This is a genomic window from Streptacidiphilus fuscans, from assembly GCF_015690355.1.
GTDB classification, from domain to species: Bacteria; Actinomycetota; Actinomycetes; order Streptomycetales; family Streptomycetaceae; genus Streptacidiphilus; species Streptacidiphilus fuscans.
Map to the genome: position 1 here is coordinate 1 of NZ_JADPRT010000033.1, position 4,907 is coordinate 4,907.

Here is a 4,907-nt window from a genome sequence, read left to right on the forward strand (position 1 = left end):
CATCGTGTTTCGGTGGTCATAGCGTGAGGGAAACGCCCGGTTACATTCCGAACCCGGAAGCTAAGCCTCACAGCGCCGATGGTACTGCAGGGGGGACCCTGTGGGAGAGTAGGACGCCGCCGAACAATCTTTCCAGTGAAGCCCCCTGACCTCGTGTCAGGGGGCTTCACTGCGTTACGGGTACACAGGGTGCGCACAGCTGCATACCGCAGTATGCCCGCTCCATGGCTTCCACGACGCGCATCACGGTCACTCTTCCGACCGACCAGGTCGAGGAGATCAGGCGCCACACCGACAACGTCTCCGGCTACGTGGCCGAGGCCGTCGCCCGGCAGATCCGTCGGGAGCTTCTGGCGTCCGAGCTGGAGGACTATCAGCGGGACTTCGGCACGTTCACCGAGGAGGAGCTGGCCCAGGCCCGCGCCGAGCTCGCTGCCGGCGGGACCCGCCGCGGAGCCGATGCCGCGTGAGTGTCGCGTCCGCCTCCGTCGTCCTGGACTGCGAGGCGCTCTCGTCCTGGGTCGGCCAGGACCGCCGGATGATGGAGAAGCTCGCCCTACTCCGTGAGTCCGACGCGGACCTGGTGGTGTGCGCCAACACCATCATCGAGGCGTCCCACGAGCGCACCAACCAGGCCCGCCTGAACTGGGTGCTCTCCCAGACCCGGGTCGAGCCCGTCACGGAACAGGCCGCCCGCGCGGCCTCGTTCCTCCTCAAGCAGGTCGGCCTGCACGGCCACAAGTACGCGATCGACGCGACCGTGGCCGAGGCCGCCCTGCGCCAGCAGCCTCCCGTCGCCGTTCTCACCTCGGACGCCGACGACCTCAGCCGCCTCTGCGGCCACCAGGTCGCGTTTCTCGCGGTCCAGCGGACCGGTTTGTGCCGGCCCTTGATCGAGGCGCCAACTCACCCGCGTGGCTGGGCACTTGCCCGGCTGACGAGATCGACGAGATCGACTCCCTGTGACGGGTCATGCCAGACTCGACGCTGACGGTGCTTCATATCGCATAGGGGGGCGTAACGATGTGGACCCGGGGGACGGTTCTCGGCGGCCGCTACACACTGACGGAGCGCGTGGGCGGCGGCGCGATGGGAGACGTCTGGCGCGCGGACGACCGGGTGCTGGAGCGCCAGGTGGCAGTCAAGATCCTGCTGCCGTCCCTGATGGAGGACGAGGCGTTCGCGGCGCGGTTCCGGCGTGAGGCCAAGGTCCTGGCCAACCTTGACCACCCCGGCATTGTCGACGTCTACGACTACGGCGAGGAGGAGGTCGACACCGGGACCGAGGTCGCGTACATCGTCATGGAGTTCGTCGCGGGCCGACCGCTGGACGTCCTCCTGCGGGAGCGTGGAACCCTGCCGCCGACCGAGGCACTGGCCATCGCCGCGCAGACGCTGGACGCCCTGCACGGTGCACACCGCCGCAAGGTCGTCCACCGGGACGTCAAGCCGGCCAACCTGATGGTGGGCGAGGACGGTCGGGTCACCGTCACCGACTTCGGCATCGCCCGCGCGCTGACCGCCACCAAACTGACGTCCGCACACGAGGTCCTCGGCACCGCCCACTACATCGCGCCCGAGTCGGCGGAGGGCATCGCGACCGTTCCCGCCTCGGACCTCTACTCGGTGGGCATCGTGATCTACGAGATGCTCACGGGCGAATGCCCGTTCACCGACGAGGCGTTGCTGGCGATTCTGCTCAAGCACATCCGCGAGCCGGCGCCCGCACTCCCGGAGGGATTCCCGGGTCCGGTGCGCGAACTCGTCGCACGCGCGCTGGAGAAGCGCCCGGAGGACCGGTTCCCGAGCGCTGCGGCGATGGCCGAAGCGACGCGCCGCGCGGCCGCCGGTCAGCGCGCGGCCGACGCAGACAGCGGCACCGTGCTGCTCCACGCGGCGGTGGGCCCGGAGAGCGCCAAGAGCATGGAGAGCACGGCGGCGGTCAACGACGCGGTCGTGGTGGGCAAGACCGCGGAGAAGCAGAAGCAGGAGTCCCGTTGGCGGCGCCCGGGTTTCATCCTGCCCCTGGTGATCCCCGTCGTTGTGGCGTCGACGGTCGGCACCCTGCTGCTGGCGCCCTGGCACGGTAACGCCCAGGCGGGCGGACCGGCGGGCCCGACCGTGACGACGAGCGTCAGCCCGCGGAGCAGCGCGAGCAGCACCCCGACGGCCAGCCCCTCGCCGCACCCGACCACCGCGTCCGCTTCGGCGTCGGCGCCTCCGGGGAAGGTGACCGGGGGCAGCTCGGGAGGCACCGTTGGCGGCGCAGTGCCGCCTCCGACCGGTGGTGCGACCGGAGGGACGGGGTCGAACAACGGCACCAACGGCGGTACGACCGGCGGTAAGGGTACGAGTACAGGCGGCACTTCCGGCGGCAGCAGAGGAACGTCGGGCGGATCCAGCGGCGGAGCGAGCCAGATCGGTTCGGCGGGCACGTACCGCATCACGGACGCAGCCGACGGCGGCTGCCTCGCACAGGACACGAGCAGCGGCGCTCCCGGTGCCTACGCAGTGAGCAGCTCCTGCGCCTCGGGGCCGACCCCCTACGCGGAGTGGACTTTCGTCCCCGCGTCCAACGGCACCTTCAAGGTGGTCAACAAGGGAAGCGGAGACTGCCTCACCGCGTTCATGGCAAACGGCTGGAGCAACATGGACCCCTGCGGTTCCAACTCCGCCCAGTACTGGCAGATCGGCACCAGGACGTCGTCCGGCAGTACCATCGAGAGCACGACCTACTGGCAGTGCCTCCAGATCACCAGCGCCGCCGAGCAGCAGCCCTGCAACACATCCCAGGCAGCACAGCTGTGGACCGATGCGGGAAGCGGCTAGAGCTGCCCTGAATCATGTGCGGCCTGAACGGGTCCGGCTGGGCGGAAGAGGTCGTAGGGTGCTGCCTCGTGTCCGTGCTTGAGATTTCCGATCTGATCACCGCGGTGGAGCCGGACAGCGGCCACCGGCTCCCGGTCCGGCGTGCCGAGGTGATCGGGCGACTGCGGGAGAGCGGGGACGAGCGCGCGGCCAGGATCGTCGCCCGGCTCCCCGTGGACGCGGACGGGGTACTTGACCCCTGCGCCGTCGACCGTCTGCTCATCGGCGTGCACACCGAACTCCAGCGGCTGAGCGAGGAACTGCGCGTCGGGGAACGCCTGGTCCACCTGCTCGGGCCGCTTTTCGCCGCGATCCGTGCCGCCGGCGCGGAGCGGGGGCCGTACCGCCTGGTCGATGTCGGCTGCGGCCTGGGCTACCTGCTCCGCTGGCTGGCGGCCACCGATGCTCTGGGCCCTGACGTCGAACTGGTCGGGGTCGACCTCAGCGCCGCGCTTGTGGGAGAAGCCGACCGTCTAGCCCGCGCAGAGGGCCTCAACTGCCGTTTCGTCCACGGAAACGCGTTCGACCTGCCGCAGGCCGCGACCGTCTACGTCTCCACCGGCGTGCTGCACCACTTCAGCGATCCCGCGCTCGCCGAGTTCTTCCAGGCCCAGGCCGCTTCACCCGCGCAGGCCTTCTGCCATTTCGACATCGCCGCGACTCCCCTTGCGCCCATAGGCGCCTGGATGTTCCACCGTGCTCGGATGCGCCACCCGCTCGGCCGCCACGACGGCGTCGTCTCCGCGCTGCGGGCACACAGCGACGAAGCACTTCTCCGCGCCGCCACGGTGCCCGGCATCCGGGCACTCCTCTACGACCCCCGCGGCACGGCGAACCCGTTCTGCACGACCGTGCGCCCGATCATCGGCCTGCGCCCGCCTCTTGAAGGCTCGTTCCGCCAGGCCTTCGGGCGATCCGGCCGTCGACTGGTCGGCCAGGACCAGCTGACCGAGCCCGCCCGGTGACGCCCGCCGCTCCGTTGGTGCTGCTCGGCCTGGTCGACGCGGCGTTCAGCGGCTTCCGTGCCTACGCCGGCAGTGACGCCCGTATCCGGAAGCACCGGACCAACGTCCGGGCCGCCTTGCGCGGGTTGGCCGTGGGGGCGGCCCTGCTACTCGTTCCTGCACTGACCGCGGCCGTTGTGCTTCTGACGGCAGCAGACCCCTCCCGCACGTACAACGCCTTGGCAGCTGGAGGCGTCGGCTATCTGATCCCGCTCACCGCCTATGCCGCGGCAGTCCTGCTTTCACTGGCCGCCTACTTCTTCCTGCCCTTCCGTGCCGGCACGCTCGCGATGGTCATCGGCCTGGGCCCACTGACACTGCTGCGCCCTGTCGCCGTTGTCTCTGCCTGCGTTGGCGCGCTCATCAACGGCGGCGGCTGGCCCGCCTTGCTGGTCGGCACGATCGCGGGTGTGGCGGTGCTGTGCGTCGAACCTGTGGTGCACCGGCGTTGGTACCGCATGGAGGGGCTCCATCCGGAGGTTGACACGGTCTGTCCGGGTGCGTAGAGTCCTGCGAGTTGTCCCGCCTGCGGTGCAGGCCTGTGGACAACCAACCCCCTCAAATCTGACTGCACGGTGCTTTATTCGTGCTGCCATTTTTCGGGGACGGCTGGTGGATTTGGTTGTTACCGAAGAAATCAGCTAGAGTTTCACTCGTCGGAACGGGCCGGAGCGAAAAGCGAAGGCCGGAAGTTCTGATAAGCTAGAAAACGAAGGAAGCGCCCGGAGGGCCCGGTGAAACGGGGCCGAAGGAAGCGTCCGTTCCTTGAGAACTCAACAGCGTGCCAAAAGTCAACGCCAGTTACTTTTGAGAAAAAATTTTCAGCGAGGACGCTGTGCACGGGTCCGCTCATTCCGGCGGATGCTGTGCCGCTCTACGTTGGATGTCCCGATTACGGGAAAGCATTCACGGAGAGTTTGATCCTGGCTCAGGACGAACGCTGGCGGCGTGCTTAACACATGCAAGTCGAACGGTGAAGCCCTTCGGGGTGGATCAGTGGCGAACGGGTGAGTAACACGTGGGCAATCTGCCCTG

The 4,907-nt window shown here is 68.6% G+C and carries 4 protein-coding genes, 2 rRNA genes and 1 pseudogene; all 7 read left to right on the plus strand.

The annotated features are described in order from the left end of the window. Window positions 1-8 precede the first annotated feature (8 nt). Window positions 9-125: ribosomal RNA gene (rrf, locus tag I2501_RS38645) — 5S ribosomal RNA — on the plus strand. Window positions 126-224: 99 nt separating this feature from the next. Then, complete coding sequence (locus tag I2501_RS38650) at window positions 225-470, plus strand: hypothetical protein (RefSeq protein WP_196198763.1); 246 nt, start codon at window positions 225-227, stop codon at window positions 468-470. Further along, window positions 467-865 (plus strand): annotated as a pseudogene (locus I2501_RS38655) (DNA-binding protein); the annotation flags it as partial. The gene I2501_RS38650 and the pseudogene I2501_RS38655, both read left to right, overlap by 4 nt. A 158-nt stretch (window positions 866-1,023) precedes the next feature. Beyond that, window positions 1,024-2,829, plus strand: coding sequence for a serine/threonine-protein kinase (locus I2501_RS38660; RefSeq protein WP_196198764.1), 1,806 nt, complete (start codon window positions 1,024-1,026; stop codon window positions 2,827-2,829). Window positions 2,830-2,903: 74 nt separating this feature from the next. After that, on the plus strand, window positions 2,904-3,833 hold the full coding sequence (locus I2501_RS38665) for a class I SAM-dependent methyltransferase (protein WP_328806894.1): 930 nt from the start codon (window positions 2,904-2,906) through the stop codon (window positions 3,831-3,833). Between the two features lie 17 nt (window positions 3,834-3,850). After that, on the plus strand, window positions 3,851-4,378 hold the full coding sequence (locus I2501_RS38670) for a hypothetical protein (RefSeq protein WP_328806895.1): 528 nt from the start codon (window positions 3,851-3,853) through the stop codon (window positions 4,376-4,378). Between the two features lie 399 nt (window positions 4,379-4,777). After that, window positions 4,778-4,907: ribosomal RNA gene (locus tag I2501_RS38675) — 16S ribosomal RNA — on the plus strand; the annotation flags it as partial.